Source organism: Salmonella sp. 741265116_PST (assembly GCF_046567715.1).
GTDB lineage: Bacteria > Pseudomonadota > Gammaproteobacteria > Enterobacterales > Enterobacteriaceae > Salmonella > Salmonella enterica.
This window is the reverse complement of record NZ_JBKFPH010000021.1, coordinates 1-24658: the sequence shown is the minus strand read 5'-3', so window position 1 is coordinate 24658 and position 24658 is coordinate 1. Positions and strand designations below refer to the sequence as shown.

21 protein-coding genes are annotated in these 24658 nt (G+C 52.1%); 6 read left to right on the top strand and 15 right to left on the bottom strand.

The window, feature by feature from the left end:
- Window positions 1-182: 182 nt before the first annotated feature.
- The 6 genes from nrfG to nrfA all read right to left on the bottom strand — a co-directional run bounded on the left by nrfG (window position 183) and on the right by nrfA (window position 6750).
- Window positions 183-803: a heme lyase NrfEFG subunit NrfG gene (gene nrfG, locus ACLD11_RS15200; RefSeq protein WP_411012006.1), complete on the bottom strand. Its 621-nt coding sequence runs from the start codon at window positions 801-803 to the stop codon at window positions 183-185.
- Window positions 800-3022: a heme lyase NrfEFG subunit NrfEF gene (nrfEF, locus tag ACLD11_RS15195; protein ID WP_411015075.1), complete on the bottom strand. Its 2223-nt coding sequence runs from the start codon at window positions 3020-3022 to the stop codon at window positions 800-802. The genes nrfG and nrfEF overlap by 4 nt, the downstream gene beginning before the upstream one ends.
- A complete protein-coding gene (nrfD, locus tag ACLD11_RS15190; RefSeq protein ID WP_411015074.1) occupies window positions 3015-3971 on the bottom strand; it encodes a cytochrome c nitrite reductase subunit NrfD in 957 nt (318 codons plus the stop codon). The genes nrfEF and nrfD overlap by 8 nt, the downstream gene beginning before the upstream one ends.
- Window positions 3968-4639 carry a cytochrome c nitrite reductase Fe-S protein gene (nrfC, locus tag ACLD11_RS15185; RefSeq protein WP_001278025.1) on the bottom strand — a complete coding sequence of 224 codons (672 nt, stop codon included), beginning with the start codon at window positions 4637-4639 and terminating at the stop codon, window positions 3968-3970. Before nrfC ends, nrfD begins: the two co-directional genes overlap by 4 nt.
- Complete coding sequence (nrfB, locus tag ACLD11_RS15180) at window positions 4636-5202, bottom strand: cytochrome c nitrite reductase pentaheme subunit (RefSeq protein ID WP_000115065.1); 567 nt, start codon at window positions 5200-5202, stop codon at window positions 4636-4638. The genes nrfC and nrfB overlap by 4 nt, the downstream gene beginning before the upstream one ends.
- 111 nt (window positions 5203-5313) lie before the next feature.
- Entirely contained in the window at window positions 5314-6750 is a 1437-nt protein-coding gene (gene nrfA / locus ACLD11_RS15175) for an ammonia-forming nitrite reductase cytochrome c552 subunit (protein WP_411012005.1), read from the bottom strand.
- A 431-nt stretch (window positions 6751-7181) separates the two neighbouring features.
- Here nrfA and acs point away from each other — a divergent pair, with 431 nt between their 5' ends.
- From acs to actP, 3 genes are all read left to right on the top strand, one after another.
- Window positions 7182-9140, top strand: coding sequence for an acetate--CoA ligase (acs, locus tag ACLD11_RS15170; RefSeq protein ID WP_183060033.1), 1959 nt, complete (start codon window positions 7182-7184; stop codon window positions 9138-9140).
- 240 nt (window positions 9141-9380) lie between these two features.
- The gene (locus ACLD11_RS15165) at window positions 9381-9695 is read left to right on the top strand and encodes a DUF485 domain-containing protein (RefSeq protein ID WP_411012020.1); all 315 of its coding nucleotides are present in this window, start codon (window positions 9381-9383) and stop codon (window positions 9693-9695) included.
- Window positions 9692-11341: a cation/acetate symporter ActP gene (gene actP, locus ACLD11_RS15160; RefSeq protein WP_000832529.1), complete on the top strand. Its 1650-nt coding sequence runs from the start codon at window positions 9692-9694 to the stop codon at window positions 11339-11341. The genes ACLD11_RS15165 and actP overlap by 4 nt, the downstream gene beginning before the upstream one ends.
- 38 nt (window positions 11342-11379) lie before the next feature.
- On the opposite strand, the gene ACLD11_RS15155 is transcribed toward actP, so the two are convergent.
- Window positions 11380-12069, bottom strand: a complete 690-nt coding sequence (locus ACLD11_RS15155; protein ID WP_001067096.1) for an LrgB family protein — start codon at window positions 12067-12069, stop codon at window positions 11380-11382.
- On the bottom strand, window positions 12062-12472 hold the full coding sequence (locus tag ACLD11_RS15150) for a CidA/LrgA family protein (protein ID WP_000257347.1): 411 nt from the start codon (window positions 12470-12472) through the stop codon (window positions 12062-12064). The genes ACLD11_RS15155 and ACLD11_RS15150 overlap by 8 nt, the downstream gene beginning before the upstream one ends.
- A 103-nt stretch (window positions 12473-12575) precedes the next feature.
- Between ACLD11_RS15150 and ACLD11_RS15145 the strand changes: the two genes are divergently transcribed.
- On the top strand, window positions 12576-13463 hold the full coding sequence (locus tag ACLD11_RS15145) for a LysR family transcriptional regulator (protein WP_411012003.1): 888 nt from the start codon (window positions 12576-12578) through the stop codon (window positions 13461-13463).
- Between the two features lie 94 nt (window positions 13464-13557).
- Here the strand turns inward: ACLD11_RS15145 and ACLD11_RS15140 are convergent, their stop codons facing one another.
- From ACLD11_RS15140 to soxR, 4 genes are all read right to left on the bottom strand, one after another.
- Entirely contained in the window at window positions 13558-15204 is a 1647-nt protein-coding gene (locus ACLD11_RS15140; protein ID WP_411012002.1) for a Na+/H+ antiporter, read from the bottom strand.
- A 149-nt stretch (window positions 15205-15353) separates the two neighbouring features.
- Window positions 15354-16703 (bottom strand): guanine/hypoxanthine transporter GhxP, encoded by a 1350-nt coding sequence (ghxP, locus tag ACLD11_RS15135; RefSeq protein ID WP_000106901.1) that lies wholly within the window; start codon window positions 16701-16703, stop codon window positions 15354-15356.
- Between the two features lie 346 nt (window positions 16704-17049).
- Window positions 17050-17718 (bottom strand): glutathione S-transferase family protein, encoded by a 669-nt coding sequence (locus ACLD11_RS15130; RefSeq protein WP_000958575.1) that lies wholly within the window; start codon window positions 17716-17718, stop codon window positions 17050-17052.
- A 292-nt stretch (window positions 17719-18010) separates the two neighbouring features.
- On the bottom strand, window positions 18011-18469 hold the full coding sequence (soxR, locus tag ACLD11_RS15125; RefSeq protein ID WP_000412686.1) for a redox-sensitive transcriptional activator SoxR: 459 nt from the start codon (window positions 18467-18469) through the stop codon (window positions 18011-18013).
- Between the two features lie 86 nt (window positions 18470-18555).
- Here soxR and soxS point away from each other — a divergent pair, with 86 nt between their 5' ends.
- Window positions 18556-18879, top strand: a complete 324-nt coding sequence (soxS, locus tag ACLD11_RS15120) for a superoxide response transcriptional regulator SoxS (RefSeq protein ID WP_000019483.1) — start codon at window positions 18556-18558, stop codon at window positions 18877-18879.
- Here the strand turns inward: soxS and ACLD11_RS15115 are convergent.
- Window positions 18867-20468, bottom strand: coding sequence for an EAL domain-containing protein (locus ACLD11_RS15115; protein WP_411015073.1), 1602 nt, complete (start codon window positions 20466-20468; stop codon window positions 18867-18869). The genes soxS and ACLD11_RS15115 overlap by 13 nt on opposite strands.
- 561 nt (window positions 20469-21029) lie before the next feature.
- Here ACLD11_RS15115 and ACLD11_RS15110 point away from each other — a divergent pair.
- A complete protein-coding gene (locus tag ACLD11_RS15110) occupies window positions 21030-21311 on the top strand; it encodes a YjcB family protein (protein WP_000719058.1) in 282 nt (93 codons plus the stop codon).
- 277 nt (window positions 21312-21588) lie between these two features.
- Here ACLD11_RS15110 and siiF read toward each other — a convergent pair whose 3' ends face one another.
- Window positions 21589-23655, bottom strand: a complete 2067-nt coding sequence (siiF, locus tag ACLD11_RS15105; RefSeq protein WP_094964427.1) for an SPI-4 type I secretion system protein SiiF — start codon at window positions 23653-23655, stop codon at window positions 21589-21591.
- Between the two features lie 39 nt (window positions 23656-23694).
- The coding region (locus tag ACLD11_RS15100) for an Ig-like domain-containing protein (RefSeq protein WP_411015072.1) at window positions 23695-24658 on the bottom strand (964 nt) is incomplete at its 5' end.

Genomic DNA, 24658 nt, shown 5'->3' with positions numbered 1-24658 from the left:
TTTGGCTGTTTTTATGCATAATAACGCGAGTTTATGGCGTTAATGATGAATAACTATTTGTTATGGAAAGTTTTTTACTTCGTCAAAAACGAATAATACACTGAGGTAATTAATTTTTACTTGTGTCTCATTCGCCGTTTTTTTAAACAGCACACATGACAAAAGTCACAAAAAAGAAAAAATTATTTCTGCCGATTTTGTAACAATTTAGCCAAATTAATGGCCTCTACCAGCTGCGTGCGGTTCACTCGCGGCGAGTTAGCATCCAGTAAGGTTTGCCACAGCGACACGGCTTGCGCATAATCCGCCTGCATAAACGCATCCGCCGCCAGCAGCATCTGCGCGGTCACTTCTGTCGCATCCAGCGCTAACGCTTTATTAATCATTTCACGCGTCGCAGGCGTCATATGTTGCCCGGCCTGGTAATACAGCACCGTTGCCAGCGCGGCGAAAAGCTGCGCGTTATCGCCTCGCAGACGCAACGCCTGACGATATGCCAGCAGCGCATTGTCATACGCATTGCGATAGAGATAATACTCGCCCAGCCGCGCCCATTGCTCGCTATCCTGCGGATTGGCGCGGATTTTTTCTTGCAGCCTGGAAAGCTGTGCCTCTGGCGTTTGCGGGTTCGTAAAGTCACGTAGCGGATCGGCCAGACGCTGTTGCTCGCTACACACAGCCTGCCATTTCGGCGTCAACAGATAGCCGCCGATACAGACAGCCACCATCAACACCGCCGCAGCCGCCAGACGCTTTACGGGCATGGGACGTAACGGCGCAGTGGAGTGTTCAGACTGGCTCATTGTTCCCCCTCCTCTGCGTGCTGACGCTTTCTCACCCGCCAGACTACCACGCCCACCAGCAATAACAGCAGGTACGGCAGCGTCCACAACAGCAGCGTTTGCTCATTCAACGGCGGGTTGTAGCGCACGAAATCACCATAACGGTCGGTCATCCAGGCGGTGATTTCCGCTTCGCTTTTACCTTCAGCCACCATGCTGTAAACCTGATGGCGCATACTGACCGCCACGGGCGCATTGGATTCCAGCAAATTCTGGTTCTGACACTGCGGACAGCGCAGGTGACTGGCAATAGATAGCGCTTTTTCCTGCTGTTGCGGATTGTCAAAGCGCCAGGTATCCACCACCTGGGCGTGGGTGCTAAAAGGCAGAAAAATCAGAAAAGCCACAAGTAACATCGTCTTGCCGGATGGCGGCGTGAACGCCTTATCCGGCCTACCATGCTTTTCACGCGTAGGCCTGATAAGCGCCGCGCCATCAGGCAATAACTCAGGATGCTTCCTCCCTCGCCATCCGCTCAGCAGCGCGCCACACACCATCAACAATCCCCCACCCCAGATCCAGCGCACGCCGGTCTGCACGTATAAGCGCATGGCGTAACGGTCCGGTCCGGTTTTTTCGCCCATCACCGCGTACCAGTCATGTAGCAGGTTCCAGTGAATCCCCGGCTCCATCATCTGTTGACGTCGTGCGGCATAGAAGCGCCTTTCAGGCTGCAGGCTGCCAATGCGTTTTTCATTCCGCCACAACGTGATCCGCGCTTTTTCACTGGTGTAGTTGCCTTTGGCTTCCAGATCCAGACGCTCGAAACGAAAGGTATAGCCCGCCAGTACCACCTGCTGCCCCGGGCTGAGGTTAAGGCTGATTTCATGCCGACTGCCGCTGGAAACCATGATCCCGGCGGCAAAGATAAATACGCCCGTATGCGCCAGCAATGCCGGAAGCTGACGATGCACAGAGACTTTGCGGCTTCTGATTGTCGCAAGCACGATAACCACCAGCATCAGCAGGCCAAACGGCAGCGTGACGCGATTAAAATAGGGCGCGCCCACCGAAAGCCTTCCCCAGCCCATCAAACCATAAATCATGGGGTAGAGCGTCCCGACCAGCACGATCAACAAGACGGCGCTAAAGAGCAGCAGCGTCGTCAGAATGAGCGTTTCGCACTTTCCGCCGCCCAAACGCGTCGCCGGATACGGCTCCCGCGCCCGCCAGCCGTACAGAACAAGCGATGCCAGACTTAACGCGGCAAAAAGGGTAAACAGCGGCACCGCGCGCACGTTATCCAGCGCAAAGGCATGTACCGAAACAAGAATGCCGGAACGCACAATCAGCGTTCCCAGCAACGAGAGGATCAGCGTCAGTATCGCCAGCAGCAACGACCAGTGACGGAAGCCCCCGCGCTGGCGGCTGACATACAGACTGTGCAGCAACGCGCTGGCGGCAAGCCACGGCAACAACGAGGCATTTTCCACCGGGTCCCAGAACCACCAGCCGCCCCAGCCCAATTCGCAATACGCCCACCACGATCCGAGAATGATACCCAGCGTCAGAGCGCACCAGCCGGGTAACGCCCAGCGCCAGCACACCCAGGCGGTTGCCGCGTTAAAGCCGCCGCACAGTAGCGAAGCCAGCGCTACGCTCGCCGCGGTCATCAGGCCGCCATAACCCAGATAGAGCAGCGGCGGATGTAAGATCAGCCCCAGATGTTGCAGCATGGGATTAAGGTCGCGCCCTTCCATGGCGGGAGGGAAAATACGCAGGAACGGATCGGACCACAGCACAATAAATAGCAGCAGCGAGGCCATAATGAGGGACAAGATGCTCAGGGTCAGCGGAAAAAGCGCGTCAGATTCATGCCGGGAGCGCCAGGCGAATAGCGCCGTCCACCCCGAAAGAAGCAGCGCCCACAGCAGGAGCGAGCCTTCATGACCGCCCCATACCGCCGCCAGTTTCAGTCCCCATGACAACTGACTATGGCTATGCTGCGCAACATAAACGACCGAAAAATCGCTGGTCAGAAAACAGCTAACCAGAATCGCAAACGCCAGTAGCAGCAGCGTGAACGCCGTCCACGCGCCGCAGGTCGTCAGGCGCATGACGCCGCGCCAATGCTGCCCCATCCCGCACCACGTCGCCAGCGGGGTCAACACGTTGACCCCGAGACTCAACAACAGCGCCAGAAATCCGGCTTCAGGAAGGAAGATGTCCAGATTATGCAACCGTTAGCTGTCCCGCATAAAGAATGAAAAAGCGCAGCAGCAGCACGCCGGTCAAACTGGCGCCGCTAACGGTCAGCACGCCGTGAAACGTGACGCTACGATTTGCCCAGGGTTTCAGCAGCAGCGGGATAATCAATCCCAGCCCTACGACCCCAAGCCAGAACCACCAGCTCCAGAATCCGCCGCCCAGCGCCGCCGCCAGCGCCCGCATTTTGCCGTCATCGCCCAGCGCCAGCCCGATAAAAAAGGCCGCCAGCAGGAAGATCTCCAGCCATACCACCGGGGTTTCCATGCGATGTACAAAGCGCGCCTCGGTGCTGTGCGGGTTGCTACGATGGCGTAACGCCATAGCGATCAGCGCCACCGCCGCACCGGAGGAAATTCCAGAGAACAGGAATAGTACCGGCAGGATCGGGTTATTCAGGAACGGATAGGATTTCAGCGCCGACAGCAGAAAGCCAGTGTACGCCCCGAGCAGGACCGCCAGCACCAGCATTAACGTCTCCAGCGCGCGATGAAACGGCGTTATTAGCGCCAACACTTTCTGCACGATCTCTAACCGCGGCAGCCAACGCTGTTGCAGGGCAATCACCTCTTTTTCAAAGATTTTCGCCAGCCACAGCACCAGCACTACCATGTACAACTGGAACAGCATCACCCCCATCGACATCACCGAGGTAAAGCTGTAGTGGAACATCAGCTTCCAGAAGGTCCACGGGCGCGTCAGGTGGAAGACCAGAATCAGCAGACCAAGAATAATCGCCCCCGGCCCTAACACCAGCGTAGTGCGCAGCAGCGTGCTGTCCGAACCGCCCGCCTCCGGATGGAAGCGACGCAGCAGAATCGCCAACGTGACCAGTCCGGCGGAGATGCCAATCAGAAACAGATAGATGGCGATGGGCCAGTCCCACACCAGTGATGCAAAATGAAATGCAGAAGCGGGTGTCATTGGCTCACCTCCCCATAGTTAAAGGGAACGCGGTAGACCTTCGGTTTTGTGCCCAGCGCCAGCTTGTAACGATAGGTAGTTTTTTGCCGCAACAAACGGGAGATATCGCTGTTGGGATCGTCCAGATTACCAAACGTCAGCGCCTTCGTCGGACATGACTCAACGCAGGCGGGCTGTTTGCCCGCTTTCAGGTTGGTTTTCCGGCAGAAATCGCACTTATCCGCCGTCTTACTGACCGGATGGATAAAGCGCACGCGGTAGGGACACGCGGCAATGCAGTACTGACAGCCGACGCAAAGGTCCGGATTCACGTCGACAATACCGCTGGCGGCATCGCGGAATGATGCGCCGGTCGGGCAGACGTCAACGCAGGGGGCATGGTCGCAATGCTGGCACGAGTGGCGGAAGAAGCGATATTTCACATCAGGAAACGTTCCCTGCGGCTCGCTGCGAATAATCGTCAGGCGCGATACGCCTTCCGGCACGTTGTTGACTTCCCGACAGGCATCCATGCAGGCCGTGCAGCCGATGCATAATGACTCATCGTGTACCATGCCATAACGCACGCCGTTAATATTCAACGTGTTCGCTACAACGCGTCCTGCCATCCCACTGACCGCCGCCAGCGCGCCGACGCGGGTAATAAATTGACGTCGGGTGCAACTCATGGCTGCTCCTTAAGCAACGGAACGGACGCCGGATTAAAGTGCGGGTTAGTACGCTGATCGCTGTGGCAATCCACGCATATTTTGATCCGACCTTTCTCGCTTAGCGTCTGCATCGTGTCTTGCTGCGGATGCAGGGAATGGCAACTGGCGCAGGTCACTTTAGTAACATGAACATCGTGCGGCCAGAACGCTTTTTGCAGTTGTTCAGGCAAGTGGCAGGACATACAGACGCTGTTCTGCTGCTCTACCGTATACATCGGGTCGTTAAAACGCATCACATCTTTCACCCCTTCACGGTGGTGAAGCGACGGTTGACCGTGGCAGTTGGTACAGGTTATCGGCAATTTATTGTTCGGGTTGATAGCGCCCGTATGTTTACCGTGCATACCTTCGGTGTCCGGCTTGTGACAGTCCAGACAGGCAGCATCCGGATTACGCTGCTGGGTGACCGTCCAGCGTTGATCCGACTCCTGCGGCGTTGGCGTGGCAGTGATTCCACTCAGGCTCCAGAACAGGCCTGACGCCAGCACCCCAGCAGTTAATAACGAACGTAATACGCTCATATTCACTCCATTACATAATGCCTGATGGCGCGCAGCTTTAAGGCCTACAAGACTTCTGTAGGCCGGATAAAGCGCTTGCGCTGTCATCCGGCAAATTTGTCACATGTGAGGTTATTGGCTTAACAGACCGTTTTTACGCGCCTGATCTTCCCACTGCGGTACGACCGTTTTCAGGAAGTCCTGCTTCTCCGCGTTGATTTGTTGCATATTCAAACCAATCGCTTTCTGCGCCTTCTCTTTCGTCGAAATATCCGGCAGCGGAATTTCATGGGTAATGCCTTTGGTCGCCAGCAGTCGCGCCAGTTTAGTACGGGCATCCGCGGCTTTATCCATCGCACTGCCTAACATCCGTAGACCTTCTTCCGGGGCATGCATATGAATACCGTGTGACGCAATCGCCAGATCCCAACGCCACTGCGCGTGGCGAATATCGTTCAGAATCAGTTTCATTTCCGCGTCTGTCGCCCCCGCATCCCATGCGGCTTTCGCTTCGAAATGCGCATGTACCAGTTGATCTTCAACCTTGATTTTCAGGTCATGAATCGCCTGTTTACGCTCGGCGACCACCTTTTGCAGGGACGCTTTGTCCTGGGTGTGGCAGTTGGCGCAGGTTTGCGCGAAATTGTCGAACGGGTTGCCGATTTTATGGTCGGTGTAGAGCTTGCCTTCGGCGTTCTGTACTTTCGGCATGTGGCAGTCGATACAGGTCACGTTGTTCTTACCGTGAATGCCCACGCTCCAGGTTTCATATTCCGGGTGCTGCGCTTTGAGCATTGGGGTTTTCGACAGCGAGTTTGTCCAGTCAGAGAAGGCGATGGCGTCGTAGTATTGCTCCATGTTCTCGACTTTCATGCCCTCATCCCACGGGAACTTAACGGCTTTGTTTTTACCGTCAAAGTAGTACTCCACGTGGCACTGGCCGCAGACCATCGATTGCTGATCAAAGCGACTGGCTTTCTCAAACGGTTTGCCGATAGCCTCCATCGCCCGTTCAGCATAGGGGCGCGACAACGTTAATGCTGGCTTCCCCTGGGCGAAATCGTCCGACGCGGTGTTATGACAGTCGGCACAGCCCAAATCGTTGACAATTTCCGGGCCGCCGCGCGCCCATTTGCCATGGAAGTAGCCGTCTTCGCCTTCTTGTTGGATAAGGCGCGCGACATCGGGGCTTTTACAACTCCAGCAGGCCATCGGCAGCGGGCCGTCTTCCGCTGTTTTTGGCGCGCCGGTACGCAGTGTTTCGCGCACGTCAGTTACCGCATACGCGTGGCCGCGTGGTTTGTTGTAATCACGGGAGAAGGGATAGCCCGCCCACAGGATCACCAGACGAGGGTCTTCCGCCAGCGCATCTTCACGGGCAGACTGTTCTGACGTCGCTTTCCATGACTGATATTGGTCGGGGTGTTGAGGCGCGAACGTTTCATTTTTCGCTTCAACAGTAACGGTTTTTGCGGATACAGGCGTTTGCTCAGCGTAAACAGAGGTAATGAAGAAAAAAGGAAATATAAGGCTGAAGAAACGGCGTGCGCGTAGTGTTTTCCTTGCCATAGAGGTCTCATCCAGATTGCGCCATTATCTTTAACGGCGATTTTTTATCGTTTTCCATAACAGCAACCGCACAAATACTGTTATTACATTGCTCTCCTCTATGTGTAACAAATAACCACACTTAAAATGTTGTCTTTAATCAATTGTAAGTGTATGTAAAATACCACTTTAGAGTTAGTAACCTGGACAAAACTCCCTCTCTTTTGTGATTTCCGGACACGGATCACTTTTTTAAAAAATTTCATATAACGTCATGTTATCCCGAAAATTTATCTAATTTTGCGGGACACAATCAAAAAATAGATTGCTGCTTATTTGCACAGTTCCCTTTTTGCGTGATCTGTCGCCCAAATACTAAACAAAACTTATTAAGACCCTACATTTAACGTTTATGCGACATATTATTAACATCCTACAAGGAGAACAACAGCATGAGCCAAACACATAAACACGCCATTCCCGCCAACATTGCGGATCGTTGCCTGATAAATCCAGAGCAGTATGAGACTAAATATAAACAGTCTATTAACGACCCCGATACGTTTTGGGGCGAACAGGGAAAAATTCTCGATTGGATCACGCCGTACCAAAAAGTGAAAAACTCCTCCTTTGCGCCAGGCAATGTGTCGATTAAATGGTACGAGGACGGCACGCTGAATCTGGCGGCGAACTGTCTTGACCGCCATTTGCAGGAAAATGGCGATCGCACCGCCATTATCTGGGAAGGCGATGACGCGTCGCAGAGTAAACATATCTCTTATCGCGAACTGCATCGCGATGTCTGCCGTTTCGCGAATACACTGCTGGATCTGGGCATTAAAAAAGGCGATGTGGTAGCGATTTATATGCCGATGGTGCCGGAAGCGGCGGTGGCAATGTTGGCCTGCGCCCGCATCGGCGCGGTGCATTCGGTGATCTTCGGGGGGTTCTCGCCGGAAGCCGTCGCCGGACGCATTATCGACTCCAGCTCGCGGCTGGTGATCACCGCTGACGAAGGTGTACGTGCCGGACGCAGTATCCCGCTGAAAAAGAATGTCGATGACGCGCTGAAAAACCCGAATGTCACTAGCGTTGAGCATGTGATCGTCCTGAAGCGCACCGGCAGCGACATTGACTGGCAAGAAGACCGCGACCTGTGGTGGCGCGATCTGATTGAAAAAGCCAGCCCTGAGCACCAGCCTGAAGCGATGAATGCCGAAGATCCGCTGTTTATCCTTTATACCTCCGGCTCCACCGGCAAGCCGAAAGGCGTGCTGCACACCACCGGCGGCTATCTGGTCTACGCCGCGACCACCTTTAAGTATGTCTTTGATTATCACCCTGGCGATATTTACTGGTGTACCGCCGATGTGGGTTGGGTGACGGGGCACAGCTATCTGTTGTATGGCCCGCTGGCCTGCGGCGCGACCACCTTAATGTTTGAAGGCGTGCCGAATTGGCCAACGCCCGCTCGCATGTGCCAGGTGGTCGACAAACACCAGGTCAACATTCTCTATACCGCCCCGACGGCCATCCGCGCGCTGATGGCGGAAGGCGATAAAGCCATTGAAGGTACCGACCGTTCTTCACTGCGCATTCTGGGTTCCGTCGGCGAGCCGATCAATCCCGAAGCGTGGGAATGGTACTGGAAGAAGATCGGCAATGAAAAATGTCCGGTCGTCGACACCTGGTGGCAGACTGAAACAGGCGGTTTTATGATCACGCCGCTACCAGGCGCTATCGAACTGAAAGCCGGTTCCGCCACCCGTCCTTTCTTTGGCGTACAGCCTGCGCTGGTGGATAACGAAGGCCATCCGCAAGAAGGCGCGACGGAAGGCAATCTGGTCATCACCGATTCCTGGCCGGGCCAGGCGCGCACTCTGTTCGGCGATCATGAACGTTTTGAGCAGACCTATTTCTCTACCTTTAAGAATATGTATTTCAGCGGCGACGGCGCGCGTCGCGATGAAGACGGCTATTACTGGATCACCGGTCGCGTGGATGACGTGTTAAACGTCTCCGGCCACCGTCTGGGTACGGCGGAAATCGAATCGGCGCTGGTGGCGCATCCGAAGATCGCCGAAGCGGCGGTGGTGGGTATTCCACACGCTATCAAAGGTCAGGCGATTTACGCTTATGTGACGCTCAACCACGGCGAAGAGCCGTCGCCAGAACTGTACGCGGAGGTGCGCAACTGGGTACGTAAAGAGATTGGCCCGCTGGCGACGCCGGACGTGCTGCACTGGACCGACTCACTGCCAAAAACCCGTTCCGGCAAAATTATGCGCCGTATTTTGCGCAAAATCGCGGCGGGCGATACCAGCAATCTGGGCGATACCTCGACTCTCGCCGATCCTGGCGTGGTGGAGAAACTGCTCGAAGAGAAGCAGGCCATCGCGATGCCGTCATAACCATAAATGCCGGATGGCAACGCGAAAGCGTTTTATCCGGCCTACGACCCTACCCCTGCCCTCTCTCAAACCGGGAGAGGGAAATATAAAAAAACCCTCCCCCAAAGGATTTCGTGTTACAGGAAGGCGGCAAGCGAGCACATCCCCAGCAGCATAGTTCACTATATGGCTGGGGCGCGCGAGTGCGGCCAACACGCCTGTAGCGCGAAAGACGCAGGGGGACCTCTGGAGAGCTCTGTGATGAATGACCCAATTTATCAGCGGATAGAAGACAGTGCGAGTTTCAGGGAGTTAGTTGAAAAACGGCAACGGTTTGCCACGATTCTGTCGGTTATCATGCTGGCGGTTTATATTAGCTTTATTTTACTGATCGCCTTCGCGCCTGGCTGGCTGGGCACGCCTCTACATGCGGGAACCAGCGTCACCCGAGGAATTCCCATTGGCGTCGGGGTGATTGTGATTTCTTTTGTGTTGACCGGAATTTATATCTGGCGGGCGAACGGCGAATTCGATCGTCTTAATAACGCCGTACTGCATGAGGTGAAAGCATTATGAAGAGAGTTCTGACGGCGCTTGCCGCCGCACTCCCCTTCGCCGCTCATGCGGCGGATGCCATTAGCGGCGCGGTTGAACGCCAGCCCACCAACTGGCAGGCGATTATCATGTTTTTGATTTTCGTCGTGTTTACGCTCGGTATTACCTACTGGGCCTCTAAACGCGTACGTTCCCGTAGCGACTACTACACCGCAGGCGGCAATATCACCGGGTTCCAGAACGGCCTGGCGATTGCCGGCGACTATATGTCCGCCGCGTCATTTCTCGGCATTTCCGCTCTGGTGTTTACCTCCGGTTATGACGGGCTGATCTATTCGCTGGGCTTTCTTGTCGGCTGGCCAATCATCCTGTTTTTGATTGCCGAGCGCCTGCGTAATCTGGGACGTTATACTTTTGCTGACGTTGCCTCTTATCGCCTGAAACAGGGGCCAATCCGTATTCTTTCGGCCTGTGGCTCCCTGGTAGTGGTGGCGCTTTATCTTATCGCCCAAATGGTCGGCGCCGGTAAACTGATTGAACTGCTGTTCGGTCTCAACTATCACATCGCCGTGGTGCTGGTCGGCGTGCTGATGATGATGTACGTGCTGTTCGGCGGGATGCTGGCGACAACGTGGGTGCAAATTATCAAAGCCGTCCTGTTGCTGTTTGGCGCCAGTTTTATGGCCTTTATGGTGATGAAACACGTCGGCTTTAGCTTCAATAATCTGTTTACCGAAGCCATGGCGGTACACCCGAAAGGTTCAGCCATTATGAGTCCGGGCGGGTTGGTGCAAGATCCGATTTCGGCGTTGTCGTTGGGTCTGGGACTGATGTTCGGCACCGCCGGATTGCCGCATATTCTGATGCGTTTCTTTACGGTCAGCGATGCCCGCGAAGCGCGCAAGAGCGTGTTCTATGCCACCGGTTTTATGGGCTATTTCTACATTCTGACCTTTATTATCGGTTTCGGCGCTATCATGCTGGTGGGGGCGAATCCCGCCTATAAAGATGCGGCGGGCGCGCTGATTGGCGGCAATAACATGGCGGCGGTGCATCTGGCCAACGCGGTAGGCGGCAACCTGTTCCTCGGCTTTATTTCGGCAGTGGCGTTTGCCACCATTCTGGCAGTGGTCGCCGGTCTGACGCTGGCGGGCGCATCGGCGGTGTCGCATGACTTGTACGCCAACGTGTTCCGCAAAGGCGCAACCGAACGTGAAGAGCTGAAGGTGTCGAAAATCACCGTCCTGGTGCTGGGCGTGATCGCCATTATCCTCGGCGTCCTGTTTGAAAATCAGAACATCGCCTTTATGGTGGGCCTGGCGTTTGCTATCGCCGCGAGCTGCAACTTCCCCATCATTCTGCTTTCCATGTACTGGTCAAAACTGACCACGCGCGGCGCTATGCTGGGCGGCTGGTTAGGTTTACTGACAGCGGTGGTGCTGATGATTCTTGGCCCTACCATTTGGGTGCAGATCCTCGGCCATGAAAAAGCGATCTTCCCGTATGAGTATCCGGCGCTGTTCTCTATCAGCGTGGCGTTCCTGGGGATCTGGTTTTTCTCGGCCACCGATAACTCGGCAGAAGGCAACCGTGAACGTGAGCAGTTCCGCGCTCAGTTTATCCGCTCCCAAACGGGATTCGGCGTACAACAAGGGCGTGCGCATTAATCTTACCGTTTCCTCCGGCCCTGTGGGTCGGAGGAAAATCAGAACATCACCCTCGCCACCAGCGGGGCTGCCAGCACCATCACCACGCCGGACAGCATCATGACCAGACTGGCGACGACGCCCTCCTGCTGACCAAGTTCATAGGAACGCGCCGTGCCCGCCCCATGTGACGCCGCGCCGAATCCTGCCCCTTTTGCCATGCCTTCCCGGATAGAGAGACGCAAAAATAGCGCGTCGCCGACCGCCATGCCAAACACGCCAGTGACGACCACGAACAGCGCCACCAGATCTGGCTGCCCGCCCAGGGGTTCTGCCGCCGCCAGTGCAAATGGCGTGGTAACGGAACGTACCGCCAGACTACGCTGAATCTCATCCGATAACGTGAACAGACGCGCCAGCCAAACGGAACTGGTGACCGCCACCACCGTCGCCGTCACTACGCCCGCGGTGAGCGACATCCAGTGACGTTTGATAATCGCGAGGTTATCGTACACCGGCACCGCAAAGGCAATAGTCGCCGGGCCGAGCAGCCACAATAGCCAGTGCGATTCACCAATGTAGTTTTGCCAGGAGATATGACCGAACACCAGCATTAACACCAGCAGTGCCGGCGTCAACACTAATGGCATCAACGGCAATTTGCGAAAACGGCGATACAGACGCTTATTGGCGAAGTAAATTCCCAGCGTAATCACCAGGCACAGTACGCTTAACTGAACGTTATTCACGGTTTAGCCTGCTCATCTCATAGCGATACACTTTATCCACCACCCACGCCGTCGCGCCGAGTACCATTAAGGTACTGATCGCTATCACCGAGAAAATGCGCCAGCCGTCCACCAGTAACAGATGGGCATAGTTCACTACCGCCACGACGGCGGGAACAAAGAATAACAGCATCTCCGCCAGCAGCCAGCGTGCGCCTGCGCGTACCCAGCTAAGCGGAATAATCCGGCAAACGATCAGCGCCAACATAAGCACCATGCCGACCAGATTCGCGGGCAACGGCAGGTGCAGCCAGGAGACAAGATATTGGGAAAAAATGAATAAACCTGCATAGAGCAGTACCTGAACCGGTACCTGGAGTCGTTGCACAACGGCAGGCGTAACGCGGCTTATCGCCACAGCCATGAGGGAATGTCCTGAAAAATAATACGGAGCACCAGTATAGAGAACCTCCGTCACGGGCAGAAATGAATTAAAATCATTGCAGGCATAGTCGGAAGGAATAATCATGGATATCAGAACGCTGCGTTATTTTGTCGAGGTGGTGCGCCAGCAAAGTTTCACCCGCGCAGCGGAGAAGTTATTTGTCACCCAGCCCACCATTAGCAAGATGCTGAAAAATCTTGAAGATGAGCTTAACTGTACGCTACTGATCCGCGACGGACGTAAGTTATTGCTGACCGATACCGGACGCGTGGTGTTTGAACGCGGTCTGGCGATCCTCGCTGAGTTTCGCCAGTTAGAGGCTGAGTTGAGCGATATTAACCATCTCAATAAGGGCGTGCTGCGGCTGGGTATTCCCCCGATGGTCGGCATGTTGATGGCCGGGCCAATCAGTTTGTTTCGACAACGCTACCCTGGCGTTGAACTCAAAATTTCGGAGTTTGGCGGCCTGACGGTACAGCAGGCGGTAATGAATGGCGAGCTGGATGTTGCGATGACCGCGCTCCCGGTGGAAGAAGCGAGCGGGCTGACGACGTTATCGCTGTTCAGTCATCCGCTGTGCGTACTGGTTCCCCGTTCCGGTCAGTGGACAACCTGCGACTCCATCGCGCCTGAAGCTCTGGCGGAGCATCCTCTTCTTATCTATAACGAAGACTTTGCCCTGAGCCGCCAGTTGATGACCTTATTTAGCCAGCATGACGTAAAACCACGGATTGCCGTGCGCAGCGGGCAATGGGATTTTCTCGCCGCCATGGTGCAAGCGGGTGTCGGCATCGCCATTTTGCCGGAGCCGATTTGTCAGCGTCTGGATAAGGCCACGCTGCGCTGGCTACCGCTGGAAAGCGATCTCCGCTGGCAGTTGGGCATGATTTGGCGAGAGGGCGTGTATCTGTCGCACAGCGCGCGGGCGTGGTTAACCTGTTGCGAAGGATTTTGGCTGCAACAACCGTAAGCCATGGGTTAAAACCCTTGCCGGATGGCGGCGCAAGCACCTTATCCGGCCTACTTGTAGGCCCGGTAAGCATGGCGCCACCGGGCCACAAGGACTACTGATTTTCTATCAGTAGCGCTTCCATCAAATCCAGGTCGTGCAGCAGCTTTTGCAATGTTTCATTGCTGATTTCTCGTGTGGCGCGCAGATGATACAACTCGGCGCGTTCGGAACGCAGCGCGGCAAGACGGAAACGTCGCTCCAGGTTTTCTTCCTGTATGGAGCTTTCGACATCGTTTCGCCCATCGGCACGGCGACGCAAGTTACCAATGACACGCGAGCTTACTTCAGTAAGCAGCTGATTATCGATGTTTTCTTCGGTATCCGCCGCCAAACGCTCTTCCATTTTCTGAATGGCGACAATCGCCACTTCCGCCGTCGCCGCGCGGGCGACACGCTCCTCTTTCAACTGTTGCGCATGATCGGCGACTTCCAGATGTTGCAACAGCAGCGGCAGCATGATTACGCCGACAAATAACGAGAACAGAATGACGCCAGCCGCCAGGAATACCAGTTCATAACGCGCCGGAAATCCGCTGCCATTCGGCAAAAGTAACGGTATAGAGAGCACACCAGCCAGGGTGATCGCCCCACGAACGCCAGCGAAGGAAGCAATCAGAATTTCACGCGACGTCCAGTTGGCGAACTCCATCGGTTTCTTCTTCAAAAAGCGCAGGCTGAACTTTTTCATGGTCCACAGCCAGCCGAAGCGAACCAGCATCAATGCCGCATAAATCAGCACGATATCGGTAAAGAGCATCCAGGTTTCGACATTCGGGTCAGCTTCCGCCGCCGCCAGCGAAGATTCCAGAATCCCCGGCAATTGCAGTCCCAACAGCAGAAAGACCATACCGTTAAAGACAAATTCCAGCATCGCCCAGGTACTGTTCGCGCGCAAACGCATTGCCAGCGGCGCGCGGCGCATTACGCCAGAACGGGTGATGGTCATCCCGGCGGCAACCGCGGCCAGGATGCCTGAGACGCCAATATGTTCGGCAATCAGGTAAGACGCGAAGGGCAGCAGAAACAGCAGGACGATTTGCGTCGCGGGTTCATCGCCGCCCCAGCGGCTCAAAAAACGCAGCGAGCGGCCATACAGCCAACTGACCACAAAACCCGCCAGAATACCGCCGATAGCGACCTTAAAAAATTCCAGCGTCGCGCCGCCGACGGTAAAGACCATCGTCCCCATCGCCACCGCGACGGCGAATTTCAGCGATACCAGACCGGAGGCGTCGTTCATTAACGCCTCTCCCTGCAGAATGCCCATGATTTTTTTCGGGATACGCCCCTCGCCCACAATTCCGGAGAGCGCTACCGCATCGGTCGGCGACAGCACGGCGGCCAGCGCAAAGGCGGGGATCAGCGGAATACCGGGCACCAGCCAATAAATCAGAAAGCCGATTCCAACGACCGTTACCAGGACCAGCGCCAGCGCCAGCCCGAAAATCTCTCGTCCATGCTCAAGAAATTCACGGGTCGGCGTCTTCCAGCCATCCGCAAACAGCAGCGGCGGAATAAACAGCACCAGGAAGAGTTCCGGGTCGAATTCCACATGCAAACCAAACGTCGGCCACGCCAACAGCGCGCCAATGGCGATCTGCATAAGGGGTAAAGGAAGCTGGAAGGGTAATACACGCGTAAATACCCCCGACAGCGAGACCACAAGGGTCATGATGAGTATTGTGAAGAAAATTTCCATGCGTTCCCTGTTTGCGATGTTTTTTATGATGGAGAGAGGCATCATGCCTCGGTTTCACCTTCTTCAGATTAACGCAAAAGGTAATGTGATGTGTCCTGAAAATGAAAACGGGCGACCAACGCCGCCCGTTTTTCAGAATGAAGGCAGAGCTAGATAGCCCAGCCGCCGGCATAAAAAGCGACCAGCGCGACCGCAATGACGACAGTTCCGATATTCAGCTTACGCCATTCACCGGAAACCAGACGCCCGACGACCAGCGTGGCAAAGCCGATCATAATCCCGGTGACAATGTTACAGGTCAGTACAATAAATACAGCCGTTACCAGCCCCGCCATCGCATCGACGAAATCAGCAAAATCGATTTTCGCCACGTTACTCAGCATCAGCAGACCGACATACATGAGCGCCGGGGCGGTTGCGTAGACGGGAACGAGATAAGAGAGCGGCGAAAGAAACAGGATCAGCAAAAACAGCACGCCCACGGTAATCGCCGTCAGGCCCGTTTTACCACCCGCCGCCGTACCAGCCGCAGACTCGATATACACCGCGGCTGGCGCCGCCCCGACCAGGCCGGAGAAAACGCTACTCAGGGAGTCGGTGGTTAACGCTTTGCCGCCATCGATAATTTGTCCGTCTTTGTCCAGCAGATTAGCCTGCCCTGCGACCGCACGGATCGTGCCGGTCGCATCAAACACCGCCGTCATCACCAGCGCCAGTACGCTTGGCAGAACGACAGGGTTTAACGCGCCCATAATATCCAGGCTGCCAATCAGTGAGTTGCCGTTTTCATCGCTCAACGAAGGCATAGCGAAAATGCCGGAAAAATGGACGTTAGGATCGAAGAGCAAACCCACAATAGAAATGCCAATAATGGTCAACAGAATGCCGCCGGGGACTTTCAGCTTTTCCAGACCGAGAATAACAGCCAGCCCCACAAGCGACATAATCACCGGGAAGGTATCGAAATCGCCCAGCGCGACTGGCAGGCCATCCAGCGGGTTTTTAATGACCAGGCCGACGCCGTTGGCGGCAATCAGCAACAAAAACAGGCCAATACCGATACCGGTTCCGTGGGCCACGCCCTGCGGCAAGTTACGCAAAATCCAGCTACGAATGCCGGTGGCGGAGATAATGGTAAACAGTACGCCCATCAGGAATACGGCGCCAAGCGCGACCGGGACGCTAATATGCTGCCCCAGGACCAGGCTAAACGCGGTAAACGCCGTCAACGAGATAGCGCAACCGATAGCCAGCGGCAGATTCGCCCATAGCCCCATAACAATAGAGCCGACGCCTGCGACCAGGCAGGTCGCTACAAAGACGGCGGCAGGCGGGAACCCGGCTTTACCCAGCATCCCTGGCACCACGATGACGGAGTAAACCATCGCAAGAAACGTGGTTAAGCCAGCAACGACTTCCTGGCGAACGGTGCTCCCGCGTTGTGAAATTTTAAACCAGGCGTCGAGTGAACCGCCGGTACGCGCTGAAGGCGTAGACATAGAAAACATCCCCTGAGAATTTATTATTCGTCGGTATACGTGGGAGGTAATCCACTAACAGCGCAACGTTATCTCCTTATGCTACATTTACGACAACCGGGGTGCCGCAAAAAAGCAAACGTTTAGCTCCACGTATACAAAACGGGTGGCAAAAAAAAGCAAACGATTATCCAGCGATCATAAACGCTTTTTCAACTGAACTTTGCCGCTTTTTATGCTTTTCTGCTTAGTATGCTCAATAAATCGCCAGACGATGCGCAAACGTTATCGTTACTGCGCAATCCAGCAACAATTTTTCGCATCGCTGTTAGCAAATACGTTGCGCAATCTGCTCACAAAAACGCCATTATCCGCCGGGAATGGTAAACGGACCGCCCTGCTGAATCGCTCGCTGCCAGGCTGGACGCATTTCTACCCGCGCTTTCCATGCGTTGATATGGTCGAGATGAGCGATCCCGCCTCGGGCAAGCAGCGCAAATAGCGGGAAGCTCATCTGGATATCCGCCATACTTAACTGCTCTCCGGCAAACCAAGGGTGATTTGCCAGATGCCCGTCAATAAAGCGCGCATGGGTTTCCAGTTGCGGATTAAGGTACGCTTTTTGCGCGCCCTTACCGATAACGCCGCCCAACGTTCGCAGGCCCAATGGTACCGGCGGTTTACCCAGAGAGGTAAAGAGCAATCTCATCAATAGCAAGGGCATGAGCGAACCTTCAGCGTAATGTAGCCAGAATCGATAGTGTTGTTTCCCCTGCGCATCCGCAGGTTTAAAGCGTCCGATACTGTCGTAAGTGTCCTGCAAATATTCCAGGATGGCGCCCGATTCCGCAATAACCATACCGTGATCTTCGATAACCGGAGACTTGCCTAGCGGATGCACTTTTTTCAATGCCGGTGGCGCCAGCATGGTCTTTTCACGCTGGTAACGCACAATCTGGTAAGGCAACGCCAGCTCTTCCAGCGCCCAGAGGATGCGCTGCGAACGAGACTGATTTAAATGGTGCACCGTCAGCATGGCTGTCTCCTGTAAGGTATGCCAACTAACTATAGAAAATTATGGCAGTTGCCGTAAAAATTTCGGCTAAAAAATCAGCATTTCGCTGGCGAACAGGGCGTCGTCGCTTACACTTACAGTATCAACACAAACCGGAACCTCCACCACGTGCTCGATATGAGGGGTGTTGACGTCGGGGGAAACCCTCCTGTAATCAGCGGGATAGAGCGAAAGACAAAGACCGGAAACAAACTAAAGCGCCCTTAGCGGCGCTTTAGTTTTAGGTGAGCTCAGCCCGATGGCCGAGTGCATGTTAATCATCTTCAAGCAGCCGGGCGCCCGTCCCGTGTTCGCCAAGCCTGTCGCCTGGATTTCGCAGCGGACAGTCGCTACGCGATAAACAGCCGCAGCCGATACAACCGTCCAGCTCATCGCGCAACGCCACCAGCGTATGAATACGTCGGTCTAACTCTTCGCGCCACTGCGAGGAGAGCTGCTTCCACTCTTTCGCGCTTAACGTATGCCCTTCCGGCAAGATACCAAACGCGTCGCCGATAGTTGCCAGCGGGATGCCAATACGCTGGGCGATCTTGATAATCGCGACATAACGCAACACGTCACGCTTGTATCGCCGTTGGTTACCGCTATTACGGATACTGGTAATTAGCCCTTTGCTTTCATAGAAGTGCAGGGCGGACACAGCAACACCGCTACGTTTCGCAACTTCCCCCGGCGTCAGTAAGGCTTTTAAACGGGGAGATTTTTTTTCCATAAATCGCTTTACCTCAAGTTAACTTGAGGAATTATACTCGCCCGCAGACAAAACGACGAATCGAATACTGTTTAAGAGGCAACAATATGTCGCATCAGCAGATAATTCAGACCCTTATCGAATGGATTGATGAACATATCGACCAACCGCTAAACATTGATGTGGTGGCAAAAAAATCGGGCTACTCCAAGTGGTATTTGCAGCGGATGTTTCGTACGGTAACGCATCAAACATTAGGCGAGTATATTCGCCAGCGCCGTCTCCTGTTGGCGGCCGTTGAGCTACGAACGACCGAGCGCCCGATTTTTGATATCGCGATGGACCTGGGCTATGTATCGCAGCAAACCTTCTCGCGTGTATTTCGCCGCGAGTTCGATCGCACTCCCAGCGATTACCGTCACCGCCTGTAGGGCGTCTGCCCGCGTATCGTCAGAGGCGCGGGCGTTTGTTGTAGCCAGGCGATGAATTCCTGCGGTGGTAACGCCTTCGCAAAGTGCCATCCCTGACAATACTGAACGCCGCGTTTTAGCAACCAGCTAACCTGTTCAGCCGTTTCAACCCCCTCAGCAATGATTTTTAGCCGCAAACTTTGCGCCATTTCAATAATATGCTCCACAATCAAATGGCTGGCGCTATTAGTGGTTAGCGTGTCGACAAAGGATTTATCAATTTTTAAAAGGTCGACATTTAATGAGTACAGGTTATGCAAGTTCGAATAGCCGGTACCAAAGTCATCAATTGCCACCTCGTATCCCGCCTGGCGAAACGCCTGAATAATCGGCGTCATTTTAGGCACATCAATAAATCCGCGCTCGGTCACTTCAACCTTTATCTGTTGCGCAAGCACTGAATGCTGACGCGTTTTTTCATGAATCATCGCAATTAACCGGGAAGAGAGAAAATCGGCGGCAGAGAGATTGATAGAGACATAAAGATGCGGGTGCGCGGCCAGAAAACCACCTAAATCATTAAATACCTCTTCGACGACATAATCGGTGATCTGCTCAATCATCCCCTCTTTTTCCGCCAGCGGAATAAATTCGCACGGGCTCATCACCGGACCGTGATAGCCCGGCCAACGCAATAGCGCTTCGGCACCTACGCATGTCCCGTTTCGGATATCAATGATCGGCTGATAATGAAGGCAAAGCTGGTGCCTGGTAATGGCCCGTTGCAGCAATCGACGCGGTGAGTAATATGCCTGCCGGGATCGTGACCACATAAATAAGACGATAATGCTACAGATGATCCCTAACGGTAGCGTTAATGTAAGCTGATGAAAGAGGTTCTGATAAAAGCGTTGCTTTGAGGTTGACACAATCGCGGCAACCGGTCGTTTTGCTGATTTAACCAGAGTATAAAAACGCTCACCCTGTTGGAACACAGGTTCACTCCGTCGTACCAAAGGTAATAGCCGATCAGCCTGCGCCTGTTCACTCAGGGAGAAAAAGGTGTTGGTCACCGTATCATACATTCCCCAGGCCAACGCCGGATCGTCTGACATCACCTCGCTATAAGATAAGGGATTGATAACCGCGACATAGTTTCCCCGCTGCATATACGTCATTTTATAACCGTTGAAAAAAGGCGTATCACGATAGTAATAAATAGCGATGTCAGGCTTTCGTTTATAGTCAGCGCGGGGAATAAAATAAGGACTTGTTGGCGTCATAACCGTAGAGCATAGAAAACGCTGGCCCTCAGCATAAATCAACTCATTAATGTACAAACGACCGCGGATAATATTCAGCATTCGCTGTTGATGGGCTGGCGTACAGGCTTGCCCCTGATATTGTTCAGCGGCATCGCGGGCTAAATCTGCTTGCAGGATAACCCGCTCCGTTTTATCTAATACCAACTGCGCAAATGAATGTAACTGATTTCTGGTTTCAGAGACTGCCCGGATATGAGCAAACCAGAGAGCCAGCAATACAGGAAGTAACACCACAATGATCGTTCCGAGAAATCTCAACACCTTGCGTCGTGTGCTTTGACTCATTTTCAGCCTATTTCCCTGCATTATTTATGACTATTGTTGGCAAAATAAGACGTGAACCAAACGGAGGTTTACGGTGCATGAATTTATCAATATTAGCAACAGACTTTTACCGTTCAACATTTACTATTAATAACTACGCGCAATATCTCTCACATACCAGGCAGGACGCTAAATATTTTTGATAATATCAGATTTATACTCAAGTAAACGATGACGTATACATCTTTACTCCTTTCTTTTGATAAATAACTTGATATTTTTATCAGGTCTGAATTTCACGGAAAAAATAAAAGAGTAGTAATAATACATCTTTGCTTTCCGGCAGTTTCTCTACGGATGCGCAGAAGTCACACAGAAAATAAGGTTATAAAACGCACAAAAAATACATTGCCGATCTGGCGAACAAACTGGTTTTTGTGATATAGTTCACAAAAACAATGAAACAGAAACAATGTTTCATTCGATGTTGATGTGACGTCCGTTGATAGCCAGAATGTCCCACATTTCCCGGGAACAACGCCGTGCTGTCCTGGACAAAGGTCTATTCAGAGGAAATGTTTCATGGCTGCCATAACCACTGGTGTCGTTCTTCTCCGTTGGCAACTGCTGAGCGCCGTGCTCATGTTTTTAGCCAGCACGCTCAATATCCGTTTCCGTAAATCAGATTATATTGGTCTGGCGGTGATCAGTAGCGGTCTGGGCGTGGTATCCGCCTGCTGGTTTGCCACCGGTTTACTCGGTATTACCATGATGGATCTCGCTGCGATCTGGCATAACATTGAAGCCGTAATGGTCGAAACGATGAGCCAGACCCCGCCAGAATGGCCGATGGTGCTGACCTGATACGCTATCGCTGCCGCTGAAGTCGCCCACCGGTTATCTCAACGCGGAATCGCGCGCCAGGGGTAGCCTTGCGAACCATCACGTCCCTAGCATTGCCGTTGATGAGGGCCGCCAGGTGTGGTTATCCTAAAATGGCAAGTGGAATAGCCCTAACAGAATCGAGCTAAACTTATTGAAGACGTTGCCGACTCGTTAAATGACAAAAAAGACCCGTTTGTGCAACGGGTCTTTTTTATTAAGCAGTACCACCTGATAACAGCGACAAGCGCTGCTTATTTTACATTAATAATTTATCCGGAGAACAATCACGGATTATTTTTCCACCTTTCATTACCAGAACCCGGTCAAAATACTTTATCAGATATCGACGATGCGTCACCATGATCAACGTTTTCCCATGAATAAACTCATCTAAGTTATCAAAAATTTGCTTCTCGGTATTCTCATCCAGATTGGATGTTGGTTCATCCCATAAAAAGACGCTGGCGTTACTGCTCAGACTACGTGCTAATAATAACTGCTGCTGCTGTCCGGATGACAGGTTTTTAGCCATAAAATTCACCGGAAACTTCAGCCCCATAGGATGTTGCAAGATAAAACCACAGTTCGCCAGATGAAGCGCCTTGAGTACTCGTCCCCTGTCGTTTTGCGGTTTTAACGCGAAATTACTTTCAATGGTTCCGGTGAATAAAACATCATGTGTCGTCACCACACTTAAATGCTGAGAAAAAAAGTTCTGCGATAAATGTCCTAAGTTATATCCATCATATAAGATGGCACCGTCTGTTGGCGAAAGGTAGCCAGATAGCATTCCCAGTAATGAGCTTTTTCCTGCACCGCATTCGCCTACCACCGCGACACGCTGCCCCGCAGGTATGTCTATAGACAGTCGGTTAATAATCATCGGAGATTGAGCATCATACTGATAACTCACGCCCCGGATAGAGATATCGCCATTGCACTTTGATATGGACTGTAATGCCGGTGTTTTTTCTGCCTGATCTTCATCAAAAAAAGAAAGCAGATCCTTACCGGTTTTTTCTGCTGATAAAATAGAGATTAATGTAGAAGAAAAATTCGAAATGATTCCGGAGATACGACCAGAGACAATGACAGATGAAACAATTGCGCCAGTGGTAACATCACCCTTAATTACCATAAAAAAGGCTATTACCATAATAGTTATTTGGGTAATAGATGACATACTACCCAATATAGATTGATAGATAAGATTTAATTTCCTTATCTTCAGGTTAAGATACGACTGTTCATTTGATGTATTAACCCAATCAAAAAGTAAACCTTGATTATTTAAGGTATGGATCATTTTAATAGATAAGAAAACTTCTGAGATGAAAATATTCCTGTTCTTCTGTCCTTCTTTTTGTTTGTTCATTAACTCATTAGTATAATGGTGGTTAACGATGGAAATAATAATAGAGACGATAAACATGGTAACAGGTACAATAACGACCAGACCTAAATTTATATATATAACAATAAGAAATATAATAAATATTGGAATATCGGCTATACGTTGAAAGATCGAGTTTAATAAAACGGGTTTAATTTTCTGAAACTCATTCCATAGCACAAATGCTGATGACATGGATCTGCCATTTTTCTTTTTACTATAAAGGACCGCCTCAAGAAATGCGATATCAATATCGACGTCATCCTGCCTTGCTGTGATAGACTGATAAATATCTTTCGAAGTGCGAAGGATAAACTCAAAAATAATAAATACAGCAACAATTATAGCCACGCCAAATAAAGATGAAACCGAAGCGCTTGGAACAAGCTTATCATAGAACAGATTACTAAATACTGGGATAGTTAACGCAAAAATTGCCATAAAAAGAGATGAAAAGAAGTATTTAGTATAAAAAATCTTGTTCATCGATAAAGAGTTTTTTATGATGTTTTTTACTCTTATACTATCAACAACTTTATTTAAAGGTAGTATACTAAATGCAGATAACTCTTTTAAATATTCATCTTCAACTTCAACATAACAGAGTTCACCGCGCGCGTTTACCAACTTTATTTTTTGCCCGCCACTCACACACACCATCCACTTCATTTCTGGTGTTAATAGTAAAATCGGCATAGGCTCATTTAGTAAATCCTCACCATTACTAAATAATACATCCTGTAGAGAAAGCCCTAACGACAGAAAGAAATTCTTCATTTGTATAGAGTCATCAGTGTTATTTCTGTCGTACTTTTTAAATCTTAAATTTATATCATCCTCTTTGATGTCAATTTTTATGTTGAATTTTTTAGACACTATAGATAATGCCGTTTCCGCACTTAAATAATAAGGTTCTAGTTTTTTATCCATAAGTAAACCCCCTCACCCAAAGGTGAGGGGTCTCCGTTATTATGCGTGTTCTTCTTGATTATCTACAGGTAGCGTAACTTCATTAACGGCGAAAACATCAATAGCGCCGTTATTGTTGTGCCCTACAGAACTTGTTGAAGGGGAATCATTAATATCATCCTCGGTCTTTCCTCTTGCATTCATTGCGTTCACAATATCCGCCGAGGAGTGATCGACTGAGAATGTTTTCTCCTTAATCAGGAAATCAGCGTCCTTATCAATGAATTTCACGTCCATAGTATATTCACCATCGTCCAAAGATAGCGGAACTTCGAATATTGCTTTCTGGTTAGTTATCGGCAGAGTAAACTCTTCTCCTTCAAACATAACACTGACATTAACAATATTCTCAGGTACTGATATTTCAAAAGAAGGTGTCTGACTAATTGAACGATCTATTTCATCCCCAGAGTCAGCGTTTAACAAGGTAATACTATAGGCTGTCTCCTTCACCACGCTTTCTTCCGCCGCAGACGGCACTGTACGAAGATGCGTATCACTTTCGGCATTCGCTGTTTCAGACTCCGGTGGAGTAACCACTGTTGGCGTGGCGTCATCGCTCGCATCGTCATGCAGGTTATCCGCTGTTACTGTCACCGTTGAATCAACCGTCACCTCCAGCGAAGCAGATTGCTGTGAATTCCCCGCGCGATCCACCACCGTCACGCTCAGCGTGTAGGTACCGTCACTCCAGGCGGCTGGCGGCGCGAAGGTCCAGCCATCCGCGCCTTGCGTCGCCTGATAGATGTCTGTCACGCCGTTATGCGTCACGTTTACGGTCGCCCCGGTCACATCAGCATCAATATGCTGCAGCGTGAACTTAGGCTGGGGGTGATTCGTCACGTTATCGCTGTCTGAAGCGCCATTGTCTTCACCTGCTGCCAGCGCAATCTCTGGCACCGTAAGCGTTGAGTCAACCGTCACCTCCAGCAAGGCAGATTGCTGTGAATTCCCCGCGCGATCC

Coding starts and splice junctions, on each gene's coding strand:
- nrfC (WP_001278025.1), bottom strand. CDS start 4,639: ATGAGTTGCACCCGACGTCAATTTATTACCCGCGTCGGCGCGCTGGCG.
- ACLD11_RS15110 (WP_000719058.1), top strand. CDS start 21,030: ATGGCTGCCATAACCACTGGTGTCGTTCTTCTCCGTTGGCAACTGCTG.
- nrfA (WP_411012005.1), bottom strand. CDS start 6,750: ATGGCAAGGAAAACACTACGCGCACGCCGTTTCTTCAGCCTTATATTT.
- ACLD11_RS15165 (WP_411012020.1), top strand. CDS start 9,381: ATGAATGACCCAATTTATCAGCGGATAGAAGACAGTGCGAGTTTCAGG.
- nrfD (WP_411015074.1), bottom strand. CDS start 3,971: ATGACACCCGCTTCTGCATTTCATTTTGCATCACTGGTGTGGGACTGG.
- nrfG (WP_411012006.1), bottom strand. CDS start 803: ATGAGCCAGTCTGAACACTCCACTGCGCCGTTACGTCCCATGCCCGTA.
- ghxP (WP_000106901.1), bottom strand. CDS start 16,703: ATGTCTACGCCTTCAGCGCGTACCGGCGGTTCACTCGACGCCTGGTTT.
- acs (WP_183060033.1), top strand. CDS start 7,182: ATGAGCCAAACACATAAACACGCCATTCCCGCCAACATTGCGGATCGT.
- ACLD11_RS15115 (WP_411015073.1), bottom strand. CDS start 20,468: ATGAGTCAAAGCACACGACGCAAGGTGTTGAGATTTCTCGGAACGATC.
- soxS (WP_000019483.1), top strand. CDS start 18,556: ATGTCGCATCAGCAGATAATTCAGACCCTTATCGAATGGATTGATGAA.
- nrfB (WP_000115065.1), bottom strand. CDS start 5,202: ATGAGCGTATTACGTTCGTTATTAACTGCTGGGGTGCTGGCGTCAGGC.
- ACLD11_RS15145 (WP_411012003.1), top strand. CDS start 12,576: ATGGATATCAGAACGCTGCGTTATTTTGTCGAGGTGGTGCGCCAGCAA.
- actP (WP_000832529.1), top strand. CDS start 9,692: ATGAAGAGAGTTCTGACGGCGCTTGCCGCCGCACTCCCCTTCGCCGCT.
- ACLD11_RS15140 (WP_411012002.1), bottom strand. CDS start 15,204: ATGGAAATTTTCTTCACAATACTCATCATGACCCTTGTGGTCTCGCTG.
- siiF (WP_094964427.1), bottom strand. CDS start 23,655: ATGGATAAAAAACTAGAACCTTATTATTTAAGTGCGGAAACGGCATTA.
- soxR (WP_000412686.1), bottom strand. CDS start 18,469: ATGGAAAAAAAATCTCCCCGTTTAAAAGCCTTACTGACGCCGGGGGAA.
- ACLD11_RS15130 (WP_000958575.1), bottom strand. CDS start 17,718: ATGCTGACGGTGCACCATTTAAATCAGTCTCGTTCGCAGCGCATCCTC.
- ACLD11_RS15150 (WP_000257347.1), bottom strand. CDS start 12,472: ATGGCTGTGGCGATAAGCCGCGTTACGCCTGCCGTTGTGCAACGACTC.